General features: G+C 44.9%; 30 protein-coding genes, 1 tRNA gene and 1 pseudogene. 30 read left to right on the top strand and 2 right to left on the bottom strand.

Going from position 1 to position 21,261, the window contains the following annotated elements; translation table 11 throughout:
- Nucleotides 1–65: 65 nt before the first annotated feature.
- From MKY10_RS14715 to MKY10_RS14600, 24 genes and pseudogenes are all read left to right on the top strand, one after another.
- Nucleotides 66–1,589 (top strand): recombinase family protein, encoded by a 1,524-nt coding sequence (locus tag MKY10_RS14715; RefSeq protein ID WP_041850230.1) that lies wholly within the window; start codon nucleotides 66–68, stop codon nucleotides 1,587–1,589.
- A 31-nt stretch (nucleotides 1,590–1,620) separates the two neighbouring features.
- Nucleotides 1,621–1,707: pseudogene (gene gerE, locus MKY10_RS14710) on the top strand (spore germination transcription factor GerE); the annotation flags it as partial.
- Nucleotides 1,708–1,950: 243 nt separating this feature from the next.
- Nucleotides 1,951–2,391 carry a MarR family transcriptional regulator gene (locus MKY10_RS14705; RefSeq protein WP_003229573.1) on the top strand — a complete coding sequence of 147 codons (441 nt, stop codon included), beginning with the start codon at nucleotides 1,951–1,953 and terminating at the stop codon, nucleotides 2,389–2,391.
- A gap of 7 nt (nucleotides 2,392–2,398) precedes the next feature.
- Nucleotides 2,399–3,217, top strand: coding sequence for a glutamate racemase (gene racE, locus MKY10_RS14700; protein ID WP_015251521.1), 819 nt, complete (start codon nucleotides 2,399–2,401; stop codon nucleotides 3,215–3,217).
- Between the two features lie 114 nt (nucleotides 3,218–3,331).
- Nucleotides 3,332–4,432: a spore germination protein GerM gene (gerM, locus tag MKY10_RS14695; protein ID WP_015251522.1), complete on the top strand. Its 1,101-nt coding sequence runs from the start codon at nucleotides 3,332–3,334 to the stop codon at nucleotides 4,430–4,432.
- A 110-nt stretch (nucleotides 4,433–4,542) separates the two neighbouring features.
- The gene (gene rph / locus MKY10_RS14690) at nucleotides 4,543–5,280 is read left to right on the top strand and encodes a ribonuclease PH (RefSeq protein ID WP_003246039.1); all 738 of its coding nucleotides are present in this window, start codon (nucleotides 4,543–4,545) and stop codon (nucleotides 5,278–5,280) included.
- 12 nt (nucleotides 5,281–5,292) lie between these two features.
- Nucleotides 5,293–5,889: an XTP/dITP diphosphatase gene (locus MKY10_RS14685; protein ID WP_015251523.1), complete on the top strand. Its 597-nt coding sequence runs from the start codon at nucleotides 5,293–5,295 to the stop codon at nucleotides 5,887–5,889.
- A 15-nt stretch (nucleotides 5,890–5,904) separates the two neighbouring features.
- Nucleotides 5,905–6,414, top strand: coding sequence for a metallophosphoesterase (locus tag MKY10_RS14680; RefSeq protein WP_003229585.1), 510 nt, complete (start codon nucleotides 5,905–5,907; stop codon nucleotides 6,412–6,414).
- Nucleotides 6,415–6,544: 130 nt separating this feature from the next.
- Nucleotides 6,545–6,618: transfer RNA gene (locus MKY10_RS14675), tRNA-Arg, on the top strand.
- A gap of 160 nt (nucleotides 6,619–6,778) precedes the next feature.
- A complete protein-coding gene (locus MKY10_RS14670) occupies nucleotides 6,779–7,834 on the top strand; it encodes a tyrosine-type recombinase/integrase (RefSeq protein WP_339225942.1) in 1,056 nt (351 codons plus the stop codon).
- A gap of 132 nt (nucleotides 7,835–7,966) precedes the next feature.
- Nucleotides 7,967–8,914: a hypothetical protein gene (locus MKY10_RS14665; RefSeq protein ID WP_339225941.1), complete on the top strand. Its 948-nt coding sequence runs from the start codon at nucleotides 7,967–7,969 to the stop codon at nucleotides 8,912–8,914.
- A 44-nt stretch (nucleotides 8,915–8,958) separates the two neighbouring features.
- The gene (locus MKY10_RS14660) at nucleotides 8,959–9,363 is read left to right on the top strand and encodes a hypothetical protein (RefSeq protein WP_339225940.1); all 405 of its coding nucleotides are present in this window, start codon (nucleotides 8,959–8,961) and stop codon (nucleotides 9,361–9,363) included.
- Between the two features lie 326 nt (nucleotides 9,364–9,689).
- A complete protein-coding gene (locus MKY10_RS14655) occupies nucleotides 9,690–10,292 on the top strand; it encodes a hypothetical protein (protein ID WP_339225939.1) in 603 nt (200 codons plus the stop codon).
- Nucleotides 10,289–10,471: a hypothetical protein gene (locus MKY10_RS14650; protein ID WP_232502498.1), complete on the top strand. Its 183-nt coding sequence runs from the start codon at nucleotides 10,289–10,291 to the stop codon at nucleotides 10,469–10,471. The genes MKY10_RS14655 and MKY10_RS14650 overlap by 4 nt, the downstream gene beginning before the upstream one ends.
- Entirely contained in the window at nucleotides 10,468–10,854 is a 387-nt protein-coding gene (locus tag MKY10_RS14645; RefSeq protein ID WP_339225938.1) for a hypothetical protein, read from the top strand. Before MKY10_RS14650 ends, MKY10_RS14645 begins: the two co-directional genes overlap by 4 nt.
- Nucleotides 10,802–11,218 (top strand): hypothetical protein, encoded by a 417-nt coding sequence (locus MKY10_RS14640; protein WP_339225937.1) that lies wholly within the window; start codon nucleotides 10,802–10,804, stop codon nucleotides 11,216–11,218. Before MKY10_RS14645 ends, MKY10_RS14640 begins: the two co-directional genes overlap by 53 nt.
- Nucleotides 11,219–11,247: 29 nt before the next feature.
- Nucleotides 11,248–11,628, top strand: coding sequence for a hypothetical protein (locus MKY10_RS14635; RefSeq protein WP_339225936.1), 381 nt, complete (start codon nucleotides 11,248–11,250; stop codon nucleotides 11,626–11,628).
- Nucleotides 11,629–11,655: 27 nt separating this feature from the next.
- A complete protein-coding gene (locus MKY10_RS14630) occupies nucleotides 11,656–12,267 on the top strand; it encodes a hypothetical protein (protein WP_339225935.1) in 612 nt (203 codons plus the stop codon).
- Entirely contained in the window at nucleotides 12,267–12,404 is a 138-nt protein-coding gene (locus MKY10_RS14625; protein WP_339225934.1) for a hypothetical protein, read from the top strand. Before MKY10_RS14630 ends, MKY10_RS14625 begins: the two co-directional genes overlap by 1 nt.
- Nucleotides 12,405–12,423: 19 nt before the next feature.
- A complete protein-coding gene (locus MKY10_RS14620) occupies nucleotides 12,424–13,224 on the top strand; it encodes an ATP-binding protein (RefSeq protein ID WP_339225933.1) in 801 nt (266 codons plus the stop codon).
- On the top strand, nucleotides 13,221–13,733 hold the full coding sequence (locus MKY10_RS14615) for a hypothetical protein (protein WP_339225932.1): 513 nt from the start codon (nucleotides 13,221–13,223) through the stop codon (nucleotides 13,731–13,733). Before MKY10_RS14620 ends, MKY10_RS14615 begins: the two co-directional genes overlap by 4 nt.
- On the top strand, nucleotides 13,730–14,476 hold the full coding sequence (locus tag MKY10_RS14610; protein WP_339225931.1) for a hypothetical protein: 747 nt from the start codon (nucleotides 13,730–13,732) through the stop codon (nucleotides 14,474–14,476). The genes MKY10_RS14615 and MKY10_RS14610 overlap by 4 nt, the downstream gene beginning before the upstream one ends.
- Nucleotides 14,476–15,870: a DnaB-like helicase C-terminal domain-containing protein gene (locus MKY10_RS14605; protein WP_339225930.1), complete on the top strand. Its 1,395-nt coding sequence runs from the start codon at nucleotides 14,476–14,478 to the stop codon at nucleotides 15,868–15,870. Before MKY10_RS14610 ends, MKY10_RS14605 begins: the two co-directional genes overlap by 1 nt.
- Before the next feature lie 110 nt (nucleotides 15,871–15,980).
- Complete coding sequence (locus MKY10_RS14600) at nucleotides 15,981–16,994, top strand: toprim domain-containing protein (protein ID WP_339225929.1); 1,014 nt, start codon at nucleotides 15,981–15,983, stop codon at nucleotides 16,992–16,994.
- Here the strand turns inward: MKY10_RS14600 and MKY10_RS14595 are convergent.
- Nucleotides 16,991–17,236, bottom strand: a complete 246-nt coding sequence (locus tag MKY10_RS14595) for a helix-turn-helix transcriptional regulator (protein ID WP_041056610.1) — start codon at nucleotides 17,234–17,236, stop codon at nucleotides 16,991–16,993. The two genes, MKY10_RS14600 and MKY10_RS14595, sit on opposite strands and share 4 nt — an antisense overlap.
- A gap of 52 nt (nucleotides 17,237–17,288) precedes the next feature.
- On the bottom strand, nucleotides 17,289–17,480 hold the full coding sequence (locus MKY10_RS14590; protein WP_339225928.1) for a helix-turn-helix domain-containing protein: 192 nt from the start codon (nucleotides 17,478–17,480) through the stop codon (nucleotides 17,289–17,291).
- A gap of 115 nt (nucleotides 17,481–17,595) precedes the next feature.
- Here MKY10_RS14590 and MKY10_RS14585 point away from each other — a divergent pair, with 115 nt between their 5' ends.
- The 6 genes from MKY10_RS14585 to MKY10_RS14560 all read left to right on the top strand — a co-directional run bounded on the left by MKY10_RS14585 (nucleotide 17,596) and on the right by MKY10_RS14560 (nucleotide 21,239).
- A complete protein-coding gene (locus MKY10_RS14585) occupies nucleotides 17,596–18,567 on the top strand; it encodes an AimR family lysis-lysogeny pheromone receptor (protein WP_339225927.1) in 972 nt (323 codons plus the stop codon).
- Nucleotides 18,568–18,774: 207 nt separating this feature from the next.
- Entirely contained in the window at nucleotides 18,775–19,074 is a 300-nt protein-coding gene (locus MKY10_RS14580) for a hypothetical protein (RefSeq protein WP_339225926.1), read from the top strand.
- A 13-nt stretch (nucleotides 19,075–19,087) separates the two neighbouring features.
- On the top strand, nucleotides 19,088–19,411 hold the full coding sequence (locus MKY10_RS14575; protein ID WP_326125341.1) for a hypothetical protein: 324 nt from the start codon (nucleotides 19,088–19,090) through the stop codon (nucleotides 19,409–19,411).
- 142 nt (nucleotides 19,412–19,553) lie between these two features.
- Nucleotides 19,554–19,709, top strand: coding sequence for a hypothetical protein (locus MKY10_RS14570; protein ID WP_164972495.1), 156 nt, complete (start codon nucleotides 19,554–19,556; stop codon nucleotides 19,707–19,709).
- A complete protein-coding gene (locus MKY10_RS14565) occupies nucleotides 19,706–20,212 on the top strand; it encodes a hypothetical protein (RefSeq protein WP_259607488.1) in 507 nt (168 codons plus the stop codon). Before MKY10_RS14570 ends, MKY10_RS14565 begins: the two co-directional genes overlap by 4 nt.
- 244 nt (nucleotides 20,213–20,456) lie before the next feature.
- Entirely contained in the window at nucleotides 20,457–21,239 is a 783-nt protein-coding gene (locus MKY10_RS14560; RefSeq protein ID WP_339225925.1) for a hypothetical protein, read from the top strand.
- Nucleotides 21,240–21,261: the final 22 nt, after the last annotated feature.

Below are 21,261 nucleotides of genomic sequence, written 5' to 3'. Positions count from 1 at the left end.
GGTTCGTAATCATTATGCTATAATCACACTAAAATGTACCAAATGCAAAATAATGGGGTGGTTTAGTGTTCTTCAAAGAGACAGAAACACAGGAGATCATCAAATATGAAGATTACCCTTATGCAGTTTACGCACGGGTTTCCTCAGAAAAAGATGAACAGGTGACATCAATAGCCAACCAAATTGATATTTGTCATCATTGGATTGAGAAAAATAATTACGAATGGAAAGATGAAGCAATCCAATTAGATGATGGGATAAGCGGAACAGTGTTGCTTGATCGAAAAGCAATGCAACTCATTTTAGATAAGGCGCAAAAAAGAAAGCTGAAGATGGTTGTTTTTAAATCAATCAGCCGGCTTGCGCGTGATCTTAAAGATGCCCTTGAAATTCGAGAGGTTTTATTGGCTCACGGTGTAAGAGTTGTGACGCTTGAAGAGGGCTACGATAGCCTATATGAAGGCAAAAACTCAATGAAATTTGAAATGTTTTCAATGTTTGCAGCTCAATACCCTCAAACAATTTCAGTGGCAGCCAGTGGGGCACTAGCAGCAAAAGCCCGCCGTGGTGAACATTCCGGCCGTGTACCTTTTGGATTTAAGAAAGAAGGTAAATTCCTAGCTATCAATGAAGAAGAAGCAAAAGTCGTACGTTTTATTTTCGATCTTCATAATAATCATGGATATGGACATAAAAGGATCGTTCTCAAGCTTAACGAAGAATTGGCACTTGGAAACATTGTAAAGCCTCAAAAGACTGAGTTTTGGCAGCTGTCTACAGTACAAACGATTTTAAAGAATCCTATTTATTGTGGCGTGTTTATTGCCAATAGACATACTCAAGTCAAAATAGGGGGACGGAAAAAATTTATCCGCAACCCAAAAGAAAAATGGACTGTTTACAAAGACTGGTGTCCTAAGATCATATCGGAAGAAGAGTATGAGAAAGCTAATAACAAAGAACACAAGATGCGTAAAAAGCGTTTTAACCCTCGGAATGAGCTAAGAGGAATGATGAAATGTGGTGTGTGCGGTTGCAATATGGTTGTGCTACCGTCGTACAAATACAATCAGAAACGTGAGAAGAAAGAGTTTAATTATTTGAAGTGTAGCGCCTACAGACGAGGTGGAACTGCTCTTTGTGTAAACCATGCTCCGATGCAATATAAGGACTTGCGGGCTTTTGTTATTAAAACACTGAAACAAAAGGGCAAGAAGTTAAAACTGGATGTAAAGTCTGATTTTGAAGAGCAGAAGAAAAACCGGATCAAGCGAACGAAAATAGAAATTGAAAACGCAGAAAACAAGAAAAAACGTCTAATCGAATTGTACTTGGAAGATCAGTTGATCACTAAGGTGGAATTCCAGGCGAAGCGAAAAGAGCTTGAAGAACAAATTGAAAAACTGAACGATAAGCTGTTCATGCTTGAGCGTGAGGAAGAAGAAACAATCGACATATCAAATATAAAGAATGCATTCGCGCAGCTGGAAAGAACTGATCAGGATTTATTCGAAGCATTTTCAGCGCTTATTGATAAACTTGTAATATACGAGGATGGAACAGTCGATTTCCATTATAAATTCAAGTGATTATTATTGTTTTAGTTTGCGATAGATATGCATATCAAATGCCATGCAGAAATTGGGTGTGAAAGGGCGTTCGCAAGCCGTTGTTGAGCTTCTTAGAATGGGTGAGCTAGAGCTTTAATCCTTGCCGGTATTCCTTCTTTTGGAAGGAGCCGGTTATTGCTGTTTGTTTGGAACATTCGAAACCATATTTGGAATGCTGTGCAAAACGTAGGCAAGTCATAAATTAAATTTTATTTCTTGATGTTGTTTGACTAAAGTCCTCTATTTCTCTCCTGCGAGTCTTGCATTTTCTTCAAAAAAGAAGGAAAATAGACACGGAACGCTTTTGTGCGTAAGAGATCCTTGAGTGAGGGATGGACAAATGACATCAAAACCTTTGGAGCATGTTGCGGATATTGAAAAGTCACTCCGCCACATTGCCGCGATCATTAAGCAAAAAGGACGAGAAATCCTTAACCAATATGCGATTACGCCGCCGCAATTTGTCGGCTTGCAATGGCTTTATGAATTAGGAGATATGACAATCGGTGAATTATCGGGCAAAATGTATCTGGCATGCAGCACGACAACGGACTTAATCGACCGCATGCAAAAAAATGAGCTTGTTGAGCGGGTCAAGGACCCGGCGGACAGACGTGTTGTCAGGATACATCTGCTGCCTGAAGGAGAACGGATTATCCAAGAGGTCATTACAAAAAGACAGGAATATCTGCGTGATATGTTCGAATCGTTTACAGATGAAGAAATAGCCATCTTCGAAAAATCTTTGATGAAACTGCAGCATGAAATGAAGAGAAAATGAGGCGATTTTGTTGGAACAACCAATAGGAGTCATTGATTCCGGGGTTGGCGGTTTAACCGTTGCGAAGGAAATCATGAGACAGCTACCTAAAGAAAATATTATCTACGTCGGGGATACGAAACGGTGTCCTTACGGGCCGCGCCCTGAAGAAGAGGTGCTTCAATATACGTGGGAGCTGACGAATTATTTACTCGAAAACCACCACATCAAAATGCTCGTGATCGCCTGTAACACAGCAACAGCGATCGCATTGGATGACATCCAGCGAAGCGTCGGTATACCGGTGGTCGGAGTGATCCAGCCTGGTGCGAGAGCAGCGATAAAAGTGACGGATAATCAGCATATCGGTGTCATCGGCACAGAGAATACGATTAAGAGCAATGCATACGAAGAGGCGCTTTTGGCATTAAATCCTGATCTGAAGGTTGAAAACCTTGCCTGCCCGTTGCTTGTGCCTTTTGTGGAAAGCGGGAAGTTTCTTGACAAAACAGCAGACGAGATTGTCAAAACCTCGCTGTATCCGTTAAAAGATACATCGATTGATTCGCTGATTTTAGGCTGCACCCACTATCCCATTTTAAAAGAAGCCATTCAAAGATATATGGGAGAACACGTTAACATTATTTCGTCCGGCGATGAAACAGCCCGGGAAGTCAGCACGATTCTTTCGTATAAAGGGCTGCTGAACCAGTCTGCGAATGCCCCGGATCATCAGTTCTTGACAACAGGAGCGCGTGATCAGTTTGCGAAAATCGCAGACGATTGGTTTGGGCATGAGGTAGGCCATGTGGAATGCATCTCACTGCAAGAACCGATTAGAAGATAGTTTTCCCCGCAACGGTATGTTGCGGGTTTTTTTCTGTTTTGCCGGAATTCTTCGGTCTATTTCCTAAAGAGGCTCGTATACATAATAGTACAAACATCCTTAGGAGGGAAAAGTATGCTGAAAAAAGGACCTGCAGTCATTGGTGCCACTTGTCTCACCTCTGCCTTGCTTTTATCCGGATGCGGTTTGTTTCAATCTGATAAGGCAGCCGAGGAAATTGATCCGCCTCAAGACGTTACATTCGTGAACGATGAAGCGGGTGCCAATTCAAATACAACAGCAGCCAAAAAAACAGAAAGTGAAAAAAGCGATACCGCAAAAGCGGATCAAGCCTCATCTACTGTTATGAGGGAGCTTTATCTCATTGATAAAAACGGATATGTTGTTGCGCAAACGCTGCCTCTCCCTAAAAGTGAGAGCACGGCTAAGCAGGCGCTTGAATACCTCGTACAGGGCGGGCCTGTGTCTGAAATTCTTCCGAATGGCTTCAGAGCTGTATTGCCGGCTGACACCACCGTTAACGTTGACATCAAAAAAGATGGAACCGCGATAGCTGATTTCTCTAATGAGTTCAAAAATTATAAGAAAGAAGACGAACAGAAAATCGTTCAATCTGTGACGTGGACGCTGACGCAATTTAGTTCGATAGATAAAGTGAAGCTGAGAATAAACGGGCATGAACTGAAGGAGATGCCTGTAGGAGGGACGCCGATCTCAGATGATTTAAGCCGCAAAGACGGCATTAATTTGGAAACAGCCGGTGTAAATGATCTCACTGCTACCCATCCGCTGACAGTCTACTATTTGGCGGAAAATGAAGACAGTGAATACTACGTGCCGGTGACCAAACGAATCGACAATTCGGAAAAAGACGACGTTACGGCAGCCATCAATGAATTGGCTAAAGGTCCAAGCAAGGTGAGCGGGCTGTTAACAGACTTCAGTGAAGATGTAAAGCTGGTCAGCAAACCAAAAATCAAAGACGGGCGCGTGACGTTGGATTTCAATCAATCTATATTCGGCAGCGCCGATGAGAAGACGAAAATGATTTCTTCAGAAGTGCTGAACAGCATTGTGCTCACGTTAACGGAGCAGCCGGATATAAAAGGCGTGTCTGTTAAAGTGAACGGAAAATCAGAGCTGGTAAATGAAAAAGGCGAAAAGCTCACAGAACCGGTCTCCAGACCATCTCAAGTGAATACGGGTAGTTTTTAAATTGGGATTTTTGATATACTAGAAAGAAAGAGGTTAGCGTTCCGGCTGCCTCTTTCTTTATTCAATTCCGGGACAAAAATGGTTTATGTACATACAATCGGAGGTAAAACATGAGACATGACGGAAGACAACACGATGAGCTGCGTCCAATCACATTCGATTTGGATTTTATCAGCCATCCGGAAGGTTCTGTTCTAATAACAGCGGGAAATACAAAGGTAATCTGCAACGCGTCTGTTGAGGACCGCGTACCGCCGTTTTTGCGGGGCGGAGGGAAAGGCTGGATTACAGCAGAGTACAGCATGCTGCCGCGGGCAACAAACCAAAGAACAATCAGAGAATCTTCTAAGGGGAAAATTTCCGGCAGAACAATGGAGATCCAACGCCTGATCGGCCGCGCGCTTCGAGCTGTTGTAGATCTGGAAAAGCTCGGTGAACGGACGATTTGGATTGACTGTGATGTCATTCAAGCTGATGGAGGAACTAGAACAGCTTCCATTACAGGCGCATTTCTTGCTATGGCGATTGCGATTGGCAAGCTGATCAAAGCAGGAACAATCAAGACAAATCCGATCACTGATTTTCTTGCTGCAATCTCTGTTGGAATTGATAAGGAACAGGGAATTTTGTTAGATTTAAATTATGAAGAAGATTCCTCTGCTGAAGTTGACATGAATGTCATCATGACAGGCAGCGGCCGTTTTGTGGAATTGCAGGGAACCGGGGAAGAGGCAACTTTTTCTAGAGAGGATCTGAACGGTCTTCTGGGTCTTGCGGAAAAAGGAATCCAAGAGCTGATTGACAAGCAAAAAGAAGTGCTGGGTGATTCTCTGCCAGAACTGAAATAAAGACAGAAAGGCTTGATCATCATGAAAGAAGCAATTATTGCAACACATAATCCGGGAAAAGTGAAGGAATTCAAAGAAATTCTTGAGCCAAGAGGCTATGATGTCAAATCTTTAGCTGAAATTGGATTCACAGAGGAAATTGAAGAAACAGGCCATACATTTGAAGAAAATGCCATTCTGAAAGCGGAAGCTGTTGCCAAAGCAGTGAACAAAATGGTGATTGCGGATGACTCCGGACTATCCATCGATAATCTTGGCGGCAGACCCGGGGTTTATTCAGCCCGCTATGCAGGGGAACAGAAAGACGACCAGGCAAATATCGAAAAAGTGCTCAGCGAGCTGAAAGGTATCGAAAAAGAACAGCGCACCGCCCGTTTCCGCTGCGCACTGGCCGTGAGTATTCCCGGAGAGGAAACAAAAACAGTCGAAGGCCATGTTGAAGGGTATATTGCTGAAGAACCGAGAGGAGAATATGGCTTTGGCTATGACCCAATTTTTATCGTGAAAGATAAAGATAAGACAATGGCTGAACTGACAAGTGATGAAAAAAATAAAATCAGCCATAGGGCTGACGCGCTTAAAAAGCTGTCTAAGCTTTTGGAGGCATAAGGAGGAAGCTTGTACATGAACGTGCTGATTATCAGTGACAGCCATGGGCTTGAAGAAGAACTCCAAACCATTGCGAAACGGCATGAGGCAGAAGTTGATCTCATGATTCATTGCGGGGACTCTGAGCTTGAGACGAGGCATCCTGCATTGGAGCCTTATGCGGTTGTAAAAGGCAATTGCGATTTTGCCGGCGATTTTAAGGACGAGCTTCTTCTGACTGCCGGCTCAAGAAAAATACTAGTCACACACGGCCACCTTCACGGTATAAAACAGACCTTGTTAAACGTATACTATCGTGCAGAGGAGCTCGGGGCGGATGTTATCTGCTTCGGGCATTCGCACATCGCGGGAAGCGAAGTGCTGCGCGGAAAACTGATGATTAACCCAGGCAGCATCCGGCTTCCGAGGGTGCGCAGGACAGAAAGCTATGCTATACTGACATTAGAAAATGATGCTGCGACAGTCCGTTTTTACGACCAAGCAGGCAATGAAATTGAGGATCTGCAAAATCGAGTCACACTATGAAAATGTCATGAGGAAGAAAATTTTCTTCCTCATGAAAAAAATTCTAAAAAACCGTTGACTTATTATTGCATCCCATATATAATAAATCTTGTCGCTGATAGTTAAAGCGAAAAACAAAAAAACAAAACGTGTCCCAGTAGCTCAGCTGGATAGAGCAACGGCCTTCTAAGCCGTCGGTCGGGAGTTCGAATCTCTCCTGGGACGTACCCATCATGACCCGTTATGAATTGCGGATTGTCTACGTTGAATCAACGATGGCATATTCGCTGACATAGCGGGTTTTTTCGTTGTACGTAGGACTAACGCTGTCATGTACGTAGGATCAAATGGCGCCCGACCGAACGATTAAGGAGGCGCAATAGACGTGGCACGAAAATTTATTACGGAAAGACGTCCGACGGCTAGTCGAGGAGTCCAACGGTCTCCGGAAGACCGACGTACGCCCGTTGACGTTAAATATTCGCTAGAAGAGGCGTTGGAAATATTCGTACAAGCAAAAGAAGCGGAAGGACTCCGGCCTCGAACGATTAAAGATTACCGGCAGCACATTTCGTATTTGCGCGAATTTTTATCGGAGGAATACCCGGAAGTCATCGAGGACATTAACGCTTTAACAGCGCAAATTATTCGCGCATATATTAATTACTTGCGGAAAGATAGGCGACCATATGAAGGCGCAGAACACCGGAAAGTAGTAGAGCGCGAAGGCCTTTCCGTTAATACAATTAATATGCGATTGCGTACGCTGAAGACGATGTGCCGTTTTTGGTATGCGGAAGGTATTACCGGAAAAAATGCGATGGAATCAGTTAAACCTGTTCGCGACGATCAGCAAAAAGAAGTTCGCGGCTTGACGGATGAAGAGATCGGTAAGATTTTCAATGCGTTAGATGACCGGCAGTTTGCGGAGTGGCGCGATAAGGTTTTGATGTACTTAATGTTAGATACGGGACTCAGACCGGAAGAAGCCGTATCGGTGCATATTTCGCAATTTGATTTCCGCAGTATGTCCGTATTGGTTCCGTCACAGATCGCAAAGAATCGGAAAGAACGCGAGATTCCTATTTCGCGAGAAGTCGGCAGAATGATCCGGGAACTTTACGAAGAGATACGCCAATATTTCGGCGAGCCCGATCAAGTATTTATGAATGCGTATGGAGATCCGTTCACTGCTGATGCGTTTAGGAAACGGTTGAATCGGATGAAAGTCCGACTTAAATTAGACGAGCTGCATCCGCACATGTTCCGGCATACCTTCGCAAGAAACTATCTTTTAAATGGCGGCGATATATTTACGTTGCAAAAAATCCTCGATCACGCCGACATTAAAACAACGCGCAAATACGTTCAGATGAGTAACGCGGACGTGAAGGCGCAACATAATAAATACTCACCAATACGGAAATTTTTACGTCGCTGATTAAGTTCAGCGGCTATTTTTTTTGTCCATTTTTCGAAGTTAATACGCATCTATAAGTGACGGAATAAATTTCGGTGAAAAGATGTGCCAATCCGAAAGTCAATACGCAGTTATAGATGAGAGGTGAAAAAGATGGATATTACACAGAAGCAAGAAAGCGCATTACTACTTATAGACAACTTAATAGATGATGGTATAGATGTGTCTAATTTAAGAAAGGAGCTATTGAAATCCTCAAAATACAGTTATCACGCAGTGATGAGACACCTACAAAGATGTTTTGGTAGCTTACAAAACGCTCTAATTGCATATGGTCTCTACGAGCAAGTCGCAGAACCTTCCCATCTGGAAATTGAAAGATGTTTCTACATCGATGACGAGTATAAAGTCTCTGAGAACAAATTTATTTTAAAGGAAGTTAAAGAGTTGTACAACATTTCAGATACGAAGTTTCGCGAATACAGAAAAGAGGTTCTTGAAAATCTCGAAAAAGAGGCGCTGGATGCCTACGTTAGAGATGCGTTTCCGCATGGTTTGAGACATGAGTATATTTACGGAAATAAACTGTGGCACATCGAAAATTACTTACGGAAATATTACGGCCATAGTGCTAGGAAATTATGCGAAGAATGGGGATTTTCATACGAACTTATCAACGAATCTTACACATCTTTCTATATAACTAAGGGGCGCGAATTTGAGTCGCTTGTTGGTGAAGTTCTTTCCGCACTATATCCGGGATCTGTCGATGAGCAAAAACATATTGAAGATTGCATCCCGGATTTCGTTATTGACGGAACTAAATGGATCGATGCTAAATTAAGCGAGAATACTGCGTTTAATCGTGCTTGCAAAACTTTCGATAAATATTTGCGCTATACGGATCATCTTACGATTATTTACGCTAAAAAATCCGAAGGGAATTTCGAACATCCTAACGTTACTCTTACACACATCAGCGAGTTTATCCCGGCGCTTTTGAAAAACGGAAACAACGAACTGGTTTCTCGATTAAACTCGTTTTTGGCGGAACTAAAATCCGAGGAAATAAAAATGAAGAGAGGAGTCGATGCGGCATGACAAACGTATTCATACGAAGCGGCAACACACGCGAAAACTTTTCGATGGTTTACCACGAACTATTCGATCTGTACCACGGTTATATAGGCGATAAGGCAACGCTGTACTATACGTTTCTACTACGCTATAGACACAATCGCGAAGATTCCGAGTATGGAAAGTCGTGGCGCGGCCGGAAAGGTGTTGCTGAAAAGTTTAATCTTTCGTATTCGACGCTTAAGATACTCGACGCAATACTAAAGGAAGCCGGGCTAGTCGAAATTGAGACGAAGCCGAGCGGACGGGGGCGCGACAAAATCGTTTATATCGTCAATGACCCATTAGATCGGGAGAAATTCCGGTGGGCTGAGCCGAAAATTGCTGAAGCGTTGAAAAAGATCGCAGAAGAAATCGAAGGAGCCGAATCCCTTTTCGGTAAAGAGTTTCGAGCTAAACTTACAGAAGCGTAGATATAACCTTACAGCTCTGTATATATAAACTTTCTATCCTGTAACTGAAAAAGAATATCTTTAAAAAGAATATCTTTAAAAAGAATAAATAATAGCGCTCAATTAAAAACCTTTCGCGCAGATACTTATTAATCAATAGAATCTTATCGCGATAAATAATATCTGCAAGAGTGAGCTAAAGCGAACGATTGCTAGGTCTTATTAATAACGAAAATACTCACGAATAAACGTGCGTATCGCGGCGAATTAGCGGCGTTACTGACGGTCGAGGGTATTCGGTAGGGTAGACGATAAAACGCGAAAATACACGGAGTGGAGGCGTTAAATTGACACGTAGAACTTGGCGGAAAGGTGACCTGTTGATTTCATACGGTAACCCGATAATAACCACGTTTGGTGATGACGATGAGAAAATCGAAAGTATGCGGGATGTAATTTATTTTTACTACGACATTACAATTTTACACGGAAAGAAAACGATATTCTCAGCGAGCACACACGACTTTCCGAAGGTTCAAAATCTGCCGGCTATCATCGACCATATTCTTACGATTGATATGACGAAAGCGTACGCGCTGGAACGAACCGAGGATGGTGGGTTTGTACGCAACGTAGACTATGCGCAACTTGTTCTCGAAGATGCCTTCGGAATGGATAACGAATACTATTACAAAATTGAACGGTACGACTACTCGGTAAAGCAAGAAGACGAAGAATCTCCGAAAAAGTGGTCGGAGTATACGTTGACGATTGGAAGAGCGCTACTTGGGCGAGATGATGACGGTGTATTTAGAGAGGATTTCGGAAACGCAATCGTTATTAAGTATCTGACTGCGGAGGAACTTATCGCGTTGAAAAATACGGCGGAGGCGTTTTGTGGTGCGGCTATCCGTGACTATAACGAAAGTTTAGAGGAGGGCAAGCGATGACCGAAGAAGTTAAACGATTGCGTTGTGCTGTGGCGGATTTGATTGGCGAGAATGAGCGGTTGACGGCGGCGTTGAGGGTGATCGAAATAAAGTCGCAGTTACCCGAAGAAAGCGTCGATTTGGTTCCGGTTACTGCGCTATACGAAATTAATTTACACGCAAAGGAGGCGCTAAAATGAAGCCGACAATCACGAAGGAACAACTCGAAGAAATCCGTAAGCGCGCGGAAGCGGTTGGAGATGCGCGGTGGTTTGTTTCGGATAGAACAGACGTGTCCTACGAATATCCACCGGGATCTTGTGAAGTTCATTCGGTTTGTATGACTAGCGGAGATGTATACGCAGACTTCATCGCAAACGCACGCCAAGACATTCCAGCGCTACTCGATCACATTGCGGAGCTTGAGGCGGAATTAAAAGCCGCGTGTTACGCTCCTCCGAAAGCCGACCGAAAAGAACAATTACGAAGATTCATCGGAAGTAGTTCGATAGGTTCTATTTCCTTAACGGATGTGCTACGTGATTATAAGTACGAAGGAAGTGACGAAGATGACAACGTATGAATCAAAGCCGGTCGCCAAGTGGAATACGCGCGATTTCCAGGCGTACCTCAAAGCGGAGCACGAACGGATCTACGGCGTCCCTTATGTTCCGATGCCTGTTCGCGATCCGTGGAAGGCGGAGGCGGGACTTATCGGACGCTGGGTCGGTACAAAACGCAAGCCAGGCGAGTACGGCCCGGAAGTTACGAAACGTTTTATCGATTTATGTTTCGCGGAATACAAACCGTCGCTTGAATGGCCGGGCGTCAGCTTCGGTTGGATGCGAAAGTGGATGGGACGGAACCTGCAGCGAGCTGTTAACGAATTAAAGGCCGAACAAAAAAGAGCCGAGCGCAATGAAGGCGTAGATAATACGTGGTTTTGACGCAAACAAAAACGAGGAGGGATTGCGGAATGGTATGTCGATTATGTAAGGAACGCGGTAAGACGTGGGAAGGCTCCGATCCGGTATGCGCTTTCGAAAATGGCGTCTTTTCGCCGGATAACTGGGCGTGTGCAACGATGGGTGAACTGCGTAGATTATCGGAGGAACTCGGACATTCTGACCGTGACGATGATTCTTGCGGATCTATAGGATACGTGCCTTTAAGCGATAATTATGCGCCTGATACTTACGAAGGGTTTGGCGGCTATATCGTAATGATGTGGTACAAAGAGCGCGGAAGGGTCGGCAATGCGGTATTTATGACGGATGAGAGAACGGAACCTTTGACGCTCGAGCACGCAGAAATCGCGATTAAAACAGCGGAAAAGTGGTTGCGGGTAAGTGAATAGCGAAAACAAAACGAGGAGGCTGACGAAATGAAAAACGGAAAAACACGGTACGACCTAGCGGTAGAAAACGCGAGAGAAGCACTCGAAGAATTACGACTGGCTGCGTATGAGCAAGGGTACGAGGATGCTAGACGGCAGATAAACGCGAAGGCTCCGACTGTAAACGCCCAAGCCCGCCGGGATGAAATCGTCGAGCAGGCGAAGGCGGACCTCGAAAACCTCGCTGACGAAGACGGTCCGGTTTATCAGACGGAGGACAACGAAGGATATCCGTGCAGTTGTTACGCTAGTTTTCGTGTGAATAAAGAACACCGTACGGTTGCGTGTGACTTACGGGGAGTTCGTACAGGTGAACGCTATAAACGCGGCATCGCCAAAGCCGCACCGTCCGACTGCTTCAACGTTCATATCGGTAAAGCAATTGCGCTAAGACGTGCGCTAAGCCTGGCGGTGCCGGACGAATACTTGAACGCGCCGCAGCCGACTGAGGTTCGTGTGGGTGACGTTGTTCAATATTCAAAACGATGCGCAACCGTTGTAGCAGGCAGACCTAATGGTTTCGGTGAAACGAAACTAACTACCGCAAATGGCCTCGCAACACGAATCATCGACGACTCACGCGAAGAGGTGGGCGATTAATGGAAGTATACGTGAAACTGGATAAACATGAGATTATGCAGGCGTGTATCGAGTATTTAGATAAACGAGGTTACGTTCTTAAAACATTTAGTTTGCGTGATAATCACGTGACGGGCGACGTTGAACGCAAGCAATAACGAAAGGAGGTCCGCGAATATGTCTAACGAAAATAATTGCGTACTTGCTAACGGATGCAAAGCGGCGGGCTCCAGCGCCTGTACGCAACACTGTCCGTATTTCATCGCAATGCACGGCGTCAGCGGAAACGGAGGACGGTCGGCGGCGGCAGGCCTTCCGCGTGAGTACCGGCTAGTGACGCTACAGAATTCGCCGGCGCGCGGGGCGATTTATATAAAGGAACGGAAGCCGTCCGTTATAAAAGAAAGCGTAACGACTATGGCGGAAGCTTACGTTAAATCTTTCGAGCGGCAGTTCGACCAGGAAACTGGAATGATCTCGCCAGCCGACCGCATAAAGTCGCTGTACCTCGTAAGCGAATCGCCAGGTACCGGAAAGACAACGACGGCCGCAGCGCTCCTTAACGAATGGCTGCGCGTCCATTATAGCGGCTCCTTGCGTCGGGGGTTAACACCTTTACAGCGTCCAGCATATTTCCTCGATATGAACGAATGGCAGACGGAGTTTAACTTGGCGACGATGGCGAATGACGACGAAGGCATGACGGAATTTCAACGTAAGATGAAGCTAGCAATGACGACACCATTTGCGGTCCTAGACGATATAGGGGTACGAGACTGCACGCCTGCATTTCGTGGATATCTACACGCCGTAATAAACGCAAGGGTAACAAATCAATTACCGACTATCTATACGAGTAACATTGCGCTCGATTCGTTGGCGGATGTTTTCAAGGAGAAGCGCTTAGCCGACCGTATTGGCGACCTTTGCCGCGAGATTGAATTCGTAGGTAAATCGAAAAGGGGGACGCGTAGATGAAGCCGAAATTCGCTATCGGAGATATTGTCGCAGTAGACGGATACAAAGATCGGATTTTCTACGTAGACTGCTGGCGCGAAGTAACACAGCACGAAGAATATGGCGCCTTTGATTACGTCGAGTACGACCTGACCGACGCGATTAACGGCGAATGGTTGGAAGCCGATAGCGATGACCTGCGTTTGGTCTGTCGGAAGGCAGCGTCGGAAGATTTCTTAATGACGTATGACATGACGAACTATCCGGAGCCGGTGGGCACTGAGATTCATATTGCAGACATTTTTCCGACATTACCAAGCGTAGAAAGCGTCGCGGAGATAGGAAAAGGACTCAAAAAGGTGGCGAGTGATATGGCGAAAAAGAAAGCGAAGGAAGAGGCGAAGCTAATCGACGGCCTGCTGGACGAATATAACGATTACATGCGCCTGTTCGAGACGTTTGGGGATGCGGAATATAAAACGAAGGCTGACGGTGTGTTGGCGAAAATGAGACGGGAGGCGGGCGAATGAGAGGTAGGACTCCTAAAGTGATTATTTATGTCGACACGGATGGAGTCGCTTGTGTTTGTAGGATTTGCAACGCATGTAAAGAGATGAAGTCTCTTGAATCTTTTTCGCGTCAGAATAACGGTTTTATGGGCAGGGTCTCTAGGTGCAAAGAATGTATTAAACCTATCTCAAGAGCTTTTTATAAACGTAATCCAAACTACCGAAAAGATCATTACAGAAGAAATAAGAATGTGATAGCCCGAAAAAGAGAAATAAGAAATGGCTTAGAGCGATCCCTGCCAATGAAGATTAGGGTTAAAACATTTGAAGAAAGATCGAAAAAAATTATATCCTGTCAGATAAACGGCACTAAGGAAGATGTTGTCGTAGATCACTTCATCGCGATAGGCGTGGGGCACGGTGGAACGTATGTTGGAAATTTAGTCTTTCTGAGCAGAGATCTTAATAGTTATAAAGGCGCTATTAATCCTTTTGAGTGGGCTAAATCTTTATGTGAGGAGGCTCAGAAAAAATTCGATAACGTTGCCAGTGATCTGGCATTAATAAACGGTTTAACGCCTAGTGAATTCGAAAAGTACGTGACGTGGTGCTATGAAAACCCAAGGGATTTAGTAGAGGTTAAGGCTGACCAGAGAAGTTCTATTGAACTGTGGAGAGAAAGAACAGGACTTCTGTTTCCGCTTCCAAAGTTTGTATATGAACGTAACATCAAAATTCAAGAAAAGAAACGGAGGAGATCTTGATGCAGTATGGAACTTTGCTAATATCGAAAGCCATCGAAGCGAACGACCCGAACGCCTTGCTGCGCTTCAATATCGCTGAAAACGACCTACCAACGCAAGGCGAACGCAAAGCCTTCCGGTATGTCATGCAATACGCAGAGCAGCACCGAGGCCAGGCGCCGACCGCCGAAATGGTTACGAATGAAGTGCCGGACTTCCAGCCGGACTTTAATATCGAGGCAAGCTGGGATTACCTCGCGAAAAACCTTAAGGACCGGGCGGCAGAACGCCAATTTATCGAGCTTGTTAGCGGTCGTATCGATCCGGAAACTGGACGCCAAGTGCAGGAGCCGCAACTAGAAAAACGATTTATTGAAGCGCAAAAAAGCGGCGATATGGGAAGTTTCTTCGAGTGGTTGACAGAGCAGGCCGAAAGTCTTAAAATGAGAACAAGCGTTCGAAATTCGGTTGGAACGGACATCAAGCGCGACATCGATAAATTCAAAGCCGAATACGAAAACCGCAAGGCCGGCGAGTCTTTCCGGATCTGGCGCAGCAAGTTCGACTTTATTAATCGGGCTATGGGCGGCTATGTATCATCCAACGTCTACGTTATTTACGGAAAGTCGGGGCGCGGTAAGTCGGCCATTGCGCTAGAGGAAGTCGTTAACTGTGCGATGCAAGGCGCGAACGTTCTGATATGGTCGATGGAGATGGGATGGTACGAGGTCCTGGTGCGCCTGTACGTTTCAATTTCCGGAAGCCTTGGCGTTACGGCTGCGACTCTTAACGGCGTCAATATGGAAGCCGGCTTTAATTCGCGTGACGTCCGCCAGGGAAACCTTAACGAAGAATTCGAAGCGGGCTTTATGGAATTTCTCGGGCGGCTTAACGATATACTGCCGGGAAACATTACGGTGCGCGCTGTAGATGACGAAGACTTTGGTTCTCGTACATTGCGCGATCTTAAGTCGGACATCATCGAAACGAAAGCCGACGTGGTGCTCGTAGATCCCTTTTATTATTTAGACTACGAAGCCAATACGTCTAAGACGGCGGGCGGAGATGCGGCTAATACATCGCAAAAACTACGCCGTTTAGCGGGCCATACAAAGGCGACTATATTTGCGCTTACTCAGGCGGACGAAGAAGACGAAAAGGCGGGCGAAGATGGCGAGCGAGAACTTAAATTGCCACAACGTAAAGACGTTAAGAAAACGAAAGCCTTGCTCGAAGATGCTGCGTTATTAATCGCGGTGGATACGAACGCAAAGGAAGGGCGCGGCATGATCGGCCTAAATAAAGGGCGCGATGGCGGCGAAGGAGAGTCTGCGGAGATTATCTACCTACCGCAAATCGGCGTCGTGAAGCAGCCAGAAGCCGGAGAAGCAGCGGCAGCACAGTTCGATTTCTAAGATGGAAAGAATTTAATATAAAATTCTGAATAGTTTCGACAAAAACCGACTGTATAAAATGTAACATTCGTGTAATATGTTTTACAAATACATCTTTAGGAGGTGTTAGTATGCCGACTTTAATACTAAACGGACGCCACGTCGACGTAGATATCCGATATGAACTCGAACAATTCGAATGGACGCGGCCTACATGGACGGAAGACCGATTGCTCGCTGCCAGTCCGTTCCGTGACGATCGAACGCCGAGCTTCTACGTTTATCTCGAAGACACAGCGTCGGCAAAGGCCGGCTACTGGGGCGATTCAGGCGCTTATGATGCTGAGTTTGCGCGCGGTGGGTTCGTTAAATTATTCGCTTTCCTGCGCGCTGAAACCGAAGACGAAACCGTCGATTACTTATTGGAAACGTATGCACCGACGGCTAGAGACGGGCGCCTAACGCTTCGCCTTCCGAAACTTAAAGCCGTATCCAAACCGGAACCTTTGCCGGAATCTTTACTGGTGGACGTTCAGGCCGGACCTAACGATTATCTAACCGGACGCGGCATATCGGCTGAAGTACAGCGCGAGGCCGGCGTAGGGCTCGTAGGTAATGCGGTCGCGATTCCGTGGCGGTTGCCGAATGGACGTTTAGCCAACGTGAAATATCGTTCAACGCGCGGCAAGGCTTTTTGGTACGTAAAAGGCGGCTGGCCTATTCGCGATTTAGTCTACGGAATGGACCGCGTTTATGCGCAGCGGCTAAGGCACGCGGTGATCTGCGAGGCGGAAATCGATGCTATGGCGTGGCGTTCAGTCGGGGTACCGGCGATCGGAACCGGCGGCAGCGCATTTAATTTGAAAAAGGCGGACATAATTACGCAGTCACCTATCGAATATTTAACGGTAGTTACAGATAACGACAAAGCTGGCGATAAATTACGTGCGGCGATCGAGCGTTATTTAAACGGAAAGGTGCGGCTTGCGCACGGTTATATAACGGAGGTGAAAGACGCTAATGAGCTATTGGTAAAGCGCGGTGCAGAGGCGTTGAGAAACGTTTATGATCGTGCGGAGGGTGTACGTACTGTATTACGTGTCGGTTCGGGAATTTCCGAACTTCAGGTCGGCCGGAGGTTCTAGCCCTCCGTTTCGTCGCCGGATACCTCTACCCATTCGTATAAGTCTTCGAGTCTACAGCCGAGTGCTCGAGCGATATTATAGGCGAGCTCGATATTCGGTATATTGCGAAGACTGGCGTAATCGGAAATACGCGATTTATCTAGTCCGACCTTGGCTGCGAGTTGTGCGTGTTCAATTCCGATATCTTTGCATAATTCGGGTATCCGGCATTTGCCGACCTTAAACGTAATAAACACCTCCATTCGTAAAGGTGTCCGTAACATTTTAACTTATAGAAAGAACATTTACCAATATTTATTCCTTGACAATCCTAACGTCTAATAGTAAACATATTTTTTCAATAGTTCCTAAACGCATTTTAGAGTCAGACACTTTATGATTTTTCTTTATTTTAGCTTGAGTAGCTGAACTCATAACCTGACGTAAATCACTCAGATTCATTTCTTTTTCTTTTAAAGTCTCCATCAAAGGGGAAAAATCGATCATTTTTAAAAAATCCTCCTAATAATATGTTTACGTATATAAACATATGAGATATAATTCAATTATACTTAAACGTGGTGGAGATGTCATTCATTTACTTAAAACTGGGGTGAACAACATGGACAAAGTTAGAAATTTTCTATTTGATCGTATTTCGGACAGAGATGATTTAAACGACTCATTAATCGCGTCATATTTAAAACTGTCTACAAAACAAGTAGGAAACCTTAGGGCTGGAAAGCGGAAACTGACATTAAGAAGCCTTCTTGTTCTTTCGCAATTAGCAGATCCTGAAAATTATAGATCTTTTATGAGGGACGTATGCCCTCAATTAACCGAGAGCTCCGATTGTATAAGAAAGACTTTTGAGTATGCTGCTATAACTAGAGATATCGAGCTTCTGGATAACCATATCGAGACTTATAAATGTGAAAAGCGGAATATTATCGAGAAGTACGTCAAGGTGTATTCCTTTATCAGTAAGTACATGCACGGAAAAGTTAAGTTCGATTCAATGAACGAAGAACTAGACAAACTATCAAACCTCAACGACCCAATCCTTAAAATTCTTGTAGACATCTACGGTTGTATCACTTTACTTCATAAAAGACAGTTCTCATATGTAATAAACAAAGCTTCAGAACTCGAAGTTCAAATAAATGGATTGAATGATAAATCTCATCTGTTTTTAAAGGAGTGTTATTTGTACAGGCTATCTGAGATTTTAGCATATGCACACCTTTTTTCAAACAACTTAGAAGAAGCTAGACGCTACTCAAATATTCTCCTCAATGCTAATATTAACAAGAGAGTGAATTCAGACGCTTTGTACATCATTGGTATGACTTACTTGCAGACAGATGAATCAATTTGTTTGAGCTACTTAAAAGACAGTGTTGAAGTAGCTAAAGAATTAAAAGACGATCGATTAGAAGGGTACGCGGTTTATACTTATAACTTTGCTAGAATCCTCTTATCAAAGAAAGTTGAAGAAAGCGCGCCTGATGTTTTGAAAAAGGTTGAGGGGTTTAGAAAAGGAGAAGTCTCCTATCCAGGTAAAGAAGTAGCAATCAACGCGATCGGAGGATAAGTTTTAAAGCCCATCTCACGGTAGGTGGGCTTTTTATTTTGTTTACATACCTGAACAAGTTTGCTAAATCAAAATATTGTTCCTATTTAGATAATTATAATGTTAGACATGCTAATATATGGACATGAAAGAAAATATTATTTCTTTTATGAAATGGTGTCCAAAAAGGAAAGTTTATACGCATCAATAAATGAGGAGGGATTTTAGTTGAAGAAACACGAAAAGTTAATACAGCTAATCAACGCCTATCAAATAACTAGGCAGGATGAGGACTTCAACCTACTATTTGAAGAATCAAGAGACTTAATTTCTAAGGTTTTATCTGATTTTTCTAAAACTAGACAAGTTATTCGCGAAGACATACTTAGTGCCTTACACGAAAAACTTTGGAAGTGGTCTTCATCAGTCGATACAAAAAAAAATAAAAAACGCGGAAAACGCGATAATCTACGAACTAAAGAAATCATCTATAGATATTATTCGCGGGAAGAATGGAACATATGTTAAACGACATAAATTAATGGATTCAACCGCAGAAGAGAATGCTGCAACATTCGAATCTGGCGCTGTTGTCCATATAGAAGATAAGGTGATTTCTCAATTAGATGGAGAAATAAAAACGGACCAAGATAAGCTGCAACTTATCAAGGCCCTAACAGTAAATTCCGATGCCATAACGACTGCAATCGTTAATGAGCATCTTTCGAGTGAGCGACCTACATACGCTTCGATCGGCAGTAAGGTAGGCGTTCACTACAAAAAAGTAGAACGTGTGATCAAAGGTTTAGCGAAAAATTACGACGCTTCTCAACACGGCGAACTTAACGCTTTTCTAGCTGTATAACACGCTATACGTAACTAGGTCCGAGGACGTTCGTTACTCCTCTATAATACAATCTGTTGCCAACGGATTCAAGCGAACACTTTACGAACGCACCCCCGCGACCTAGTACGATAATCTCAATTAAAACGGAGGCTAACGTACTATGACTACTTCAAATTTACCCAATCTTAACGAAATCCAAACGTTAATCGCGCTAGATGAGCGCAAACTTACCGAATTTATTTACCAAGGCGCATGGCCGCACGACGAAGATCCGGCCGATTACTATCCGGCCATTAAGGCGGTGCGCGTCGGATGAACTTCCGTATTACCTCACACGCACATAAACGGTTGCAGTCGCGCTTTGGGATTAAAAACCATCGAGCAGCCTACGTATGGGTTGCGGATCATCTGAAAGACGCCGAGTATCTCGGAATTCATGTTGACGAAAACGGACGCGAGGCTCGCATGTATGGCGGCAAAGGCATCGTTATCCACATCGGAGTTAACGACAATAACGTAATAACGGTATATAAAGCGCGCAAGCACCTCGGCGCTAACCTTATTAAGGAGGCGTTCGCTACTTTGAAAGAAAACGTGCAGGCTGCGCTCAAGTCTAACGAAAATCTTCGCGAAGAATTAAACGAAGAAATTGAATACTTTCGCGCCGAATATAAACGGACTCGATCGGCAGCTAAACGTATGGCGTACCAAGCGCGAATCAATGCGCTACAGATGCGGCTTGACGAACTACCGACGGAATCGCTCGATCTCAAACGCGACCTCTACAAAGCAGCGGAAGGAGTGGCGGCTTATGTCTGACGCAGTATGGATCGTTCCTATTGTCGTGATTATCAGCGCGGTCATTATCGGCGGCATGGCGTGGCAATTAAACGAAGACGAAAAGAACACGCAGTAAGGGCGCCAGGCCCTCGGAGAATGTCGGGGTGGCCGTTAAGTAATTCGGGTCGCGTCGCTACTGCCAAGCGCTGGCGGCGTTTCGGGCGCAGATACCGGCATTTTGCGAGGGCTTAACGCTCAATATTAAATCGTAGGGGGAAAACGAATGACACAATTTCAAAAAGGCGCAGCGGCACTAGGAGCTTTACAGTCAGGCGGAAGCGAGGGCGGTAACTTAAATACGATCGACTTCGCAAAGTTTAGCGTAGGTTCTAAATATAAGGTGCGCGTGCTGGGTACGGAAGACCTGATGCAGTATTTCGGTTACGGCGTTTACAAGAAAGTAAATACGTTTGTTGCGAAGAATCCTTCTACGCGTAACGAAAAGGGCTTCGTAGTTAGCGATCACACTCCGTGGGATTTAGCCGAAAAGTATCACCGCGATCTCCAATTCGCAGCCAAAGACGCAGGCAACGAAAAGGAAGAGAAAGCGCAAAGCCAGGAGGCCAGCAAGTATCGCGGCAAGGAACGGTTTGCAATGGGCTTCGTTGATCTGGCGGTAGGCAAAGAAATCGTTGTTGACTTAACGCGCAACCAAGCGCTGGACGTATACGCAACAATTACGAAATACGAAAAGAAACTCGGCAAGTTAGCGTTTGAATTAACGAAAACGAACGCGACAGGACAGGCGAAAGATACTAAGGTCGCGCTGACGCCTCTGATCGACTTTGACGAAGATCTTAACGAAAACGAACGCGAGAACTTCGCCAAGTTTGACGGAAAGGAATTTAACTCGGCGCTGTTTGACGGATTGCTCTTTGAAGCGGACGAGAAAACGCAGATTGAAAACCTAGTCGCGGCAGGCTTCGATATTAGCTTGATCGGATTGTCGCTCGGAGCAGGCGCAGAAACTAACGAATCGCCTGCCGAAGATTCATTCGACTTTTAATCGCGATCAACCTAACCAAACG

Source organism: Bacillus sp. FSL P4-0290, assembly GCF_037975435.1.
Classification (GTDB): Bacteria; Bacillota; Bacilli; order Bacillales; family Bacillaceae; genus Bacillus; species Bacillus subtilis.
Note: the sequence above shows the minus strand (reverse complement) of the source record. Positions and strands in the feature narration are given on the sequence as shown.

Coding starts and splice junctions, on each gene's coding strand:
- MKY10_RS14705 (WP_003229573.1), top strand. CDS start 1,951: ATGACATCAAAACCTTTGGAGCATGTTGCGGATATTGAAAAGTCACTC.
- gerM (WP_015251522.1), top strand. CDS start 3,332: ATGCTGAAAAAAGGACCTGCAGTCATTGGTGCCACTTGTCTCACCTCT.
- rph (WP_003246039.1), top strand. CDS start 4,543: ATGAGACATGACGGAAGACAACACGATGAGCTGCGTCCAATCACATTC.
- MKY10_RS14680 (WP_003229585.1), top strand. CDS start 5,905: ATGAACGTGCTGATTATCAGTGACAGCCATGGGCTTGAAGAAGAACTC.
- MKY10_RS14665 (WP_339225941.1), top strand. CDS start 7,967: ATGGATATTACACAGAAGCAAGAAAGCGCATTACTACTTATAGACAAC.
- MKY10_RS14660 (WP_339225940.1), top strand. CDS start 8,959: ATGGTTTACCACGAACTATTCGATCTGTACCACGGTTATATAGGCGAT.
- MKY10_RS14650 (WP_232502498.1), top strand. CDS start 10,289: ATGACCGAAGAAGTTAAACGATTGCGTTGTGCTGTGGCGGATTTGATT.
- MKY10_RS14645 (WP_339225938.1), top strand. CDS start 10,468: ATGAAGCCGACAATCACGAAGGAACAACTCGAAGAAATCCGTAAGCGC.
- MKY10_RS14640 (WP_339225937.1), top strand. CDS start 10,802: ATGTGCTACGTGATTATAAGTACGAAGGAAGTGACGAAGATGACAACG.
- MKY10_RS14635 (WP_339225936.1), top strand. CDS start 11,248: ATGGTATGTCGATTATGTAAGGAACGCGGTAAGACGTGGGAAGGCTCC.
- MKY10_RS14630 (WP_339225935.1), top strand. CDS start 11,656: ATGAAAAACGGAAAAACACGGTACGACCTAGCGGTAGAAAACGCGAGA.
- MKY10_RS14625 (WP_339225934.1), top strand. CDS start 12,267: ATGGAAGTATACGTGAAACTGGATAAACATGAGATTATGCAGGCGTGT.
- MKY10_RS14620 (WP_339225933.1), top strand. CDS start 12,424: ATGTCTAACGAAAATAATTGCGTACTTGCTAACGGATGCAAAGCGGCG.
- MKY10_RS14615 (WP_339225932.1), top strand. CDS start 13,221: ATGAAGCCGAAATTCGCTATCGGAGATATTGTCGCAGTAGACGGATAC.
- MKY10_RS14610 (WP_339225931.1), top strand. CDS start 13,730: ATGAGAGGTAGGACTCCTAAAGTGATTATTTATGTCGACACGGATGGA.
- MKY10_RS14605 (WP_339225930.1), top strand. CDS start 14,476: ATGCAGTATGGAACTTTGCTAATATCGAAAGCCATCGAAGCGAACGAC.
- MKY10_RS14600 (WP_339225929.1), top strand. CDS start 15,981: ATGCCGACTTTAATACTAAACGGACGCCACGTCGACGTAGATATCCGA.
- MKY10_RS14595 (WP_041056610.1), bottom strand. CDS start 17,236: ATGGAGGTGTTTATTACGTTTAAGGTCGGCAAATGCCGGATACCCGAA.
- MKY10_RS14590 (WP_339225928.1), bottom strand. CDS start 17,480: ATGATCGATTTTTCCCCTTTGATGGAGACTTTAAAAGAAAAAGAAATG.
- MKY10_RS14585 (WP_339225927.1), top strand. CDS start 17,596: ATGGACAAAGTTAGAAATTTTCTATTTGATCGTATTTCGGACAGAGAT.
- MKY10_RS14575 (WP_326125341.1), top strand. CDS start 19,088: ATGGATTCAACCGCAGAAGAGAATGCTGCAACATTCGAATCTGGCGCT.
- MKY10_RS14570 (WP_164972495.1), top strand. CDS start 19,554: ATGACTACTTCAAATTTACCCAATCTTAACGAAATCCAAACGTTAATC.
- MKY10_RS14565 (WP_259607488.1), top strand. CDS start 19,706: ATGAACTTCCGTATTACCTCACACGCACATAAACGGTTGCAGTCGCGC.
- MKY10_RS14560 (WP_339225925.1), top strand. CDS start 20,457: ATGACACAATTTCAAAAAGGCGCAGCGGCACTAGGAGCTTTACAGTCA.